Genomic DNA, 1,760 nt, shown 5'->3' on the forward strand with positions numbered 1-1,760 from the left:
AATGAAAGGTTTAGACGCCGAATAATATTCAGATATTTTATATAAGAGAGCATCCAGTTTTTTAACTGGGTGCTTTTTTATATAGAGATAAAGAAAAATAGGTCCAGTATCATCAATAAACGTCAACAATTGAAATACAAAAAATTCGACTATTTAGGTTTCCATACAAACAAAATGAGGTTGATGTTGCGCTACATTTACATAGTTTAGAGAAAATTTTGATGTGCTAATGGTATGGAATATTTATATGGAAGTCATGAATTTGAAGAGATTAACTTCTAAGAAAAGTGAACAAATCAAAATACTTATACTTTTTCTATTCTCATGATATGGACTAAATAAGGGTGAAGACCATTAAATTGTTGATCGTGCAAACTGAAGAAGGGTAACAGATAATTTTTATATTAATTGAGTGTTTTCTCATTTTTATTTCATAATACTGTCATTTTCATTGAGAAAAAGGCTAACCTCTGATAAAATGAAACAGCGAATACGAATAATATCGAATATAAATAAAAGGATGAATCAATTATGGCAAAAGAGTATAATGTAGCAATTGTCGGAGCAACAGGTGCAGTTGGGGAACAATTACGTCACTTAGTTGCAAAAGTAAATTTCCCAGTAAAAAATATTAAACTATTAGCATCAGCGCGTTCAGCAGGTAAAGAATTACCGGTGGGCGATAAAAACTATGTTGTTGAAGAATTGACAAAAGATGCTTTTGATGGTGTGGATATTGCCTTTTTCTCAGCTGGTGGAGACCGTTCAGTCGAATTTAGCCAAGCAGCCATTGATGCTGGTGCAGTCGTCATTGATAATACTTCTGCCTTCCGGATGGATGAAAATACGCCTTTAGTAGTGCCGGAGGTAAACCCACAAGCATTGAAAAATCATAATGGCTTGATTGCTAACCCTAACTGTTCAACAATCCAAATGGTTGTGGCCTTAAATCCAATCCGTGATACCTTTGGATTAGACCGTGTGATTGTGTCTACTTACCAAGCGGTATCAGGTGCAGGGGCGACAGCTATTGAAGAAATGCGTCAACAATACCGTGATATTGAAGCAGGTAATGATATTCAAACACCTGGCATCTTACCAGTTGGTGGTGATGAGAAACATTATCAAATGGCTTACAACGTATTGCCGCAAATCGATAAATTCCAAGACAACCACTATACTTATGAAGAAATGAAAATGACCAATGAAACCAAAAAAATCTTAGGTGATGATACGATTGGGGTATCAGCGACATGTGTGCGTGTACCGGTTGTTTACGGCCACTCAGAGTCTGTTTACTTTGAAGTAGATAATGATGACGTGACACTTGAAGATATCCAAAATATTTTACGAGACGCACCTGGTGTTGTATTGGAAGATGATATCAACCAACAACTTTACCCTCAAGCAGTAAATGCTGAGAAGAAAACGGAAACATTTGTTGGCCGTATCCGTAAAGATTTAGACTTCCCACGTGGATTCCATATGTGGGTTGTTTCTGACAATTTATGGAAGGGTGCCGCATTGAATTCAATTCAGATTGCAGAACAAATGGTAGCTGATAAATTAATCTAGTTTATGTTATACTTAATCTAGCGATGTGCGGGCAATATGGCGAAGCGTCATTGCACCGCACTTTTTTTGAGTAAAAAATATATCCGACCTGATTAACAATTTGCGTCAGCTTGGATACAGGCTGCACTAACTATTTAGCGTGCATCCAGACTTTATAAAAATAAACCCAATATATTAGGAGGCAG

At 36.4% G+C, this 1,760-nt stretch carries 1 protein-coding gene; it reads left to right on the plus strand.

Features of this window, described 5'->3' with window-relative positions; translation table 11 throughout:
• Positions 1 to 531 precede the first annotated feature (531 nt).
• Positions 532 to 1,575 carry an aspartate-semialdehyde dehydrogenase gene (locus ACRCJ0_RS13365; protein WP_431390733.1) on the plus strand — a complete coding sequence of 348 codons (1,044 nt, stop codon included), beginning with the start codon at positions 532 to 534 and terminating at the stop codon, positions 1,573 to 1,575.
• Positions 1,576 to 1,760: the final 185 nt, after the last annotated feature.

Source organism: Aerococcus sp. L_32 (assembly GCF_050689315.1).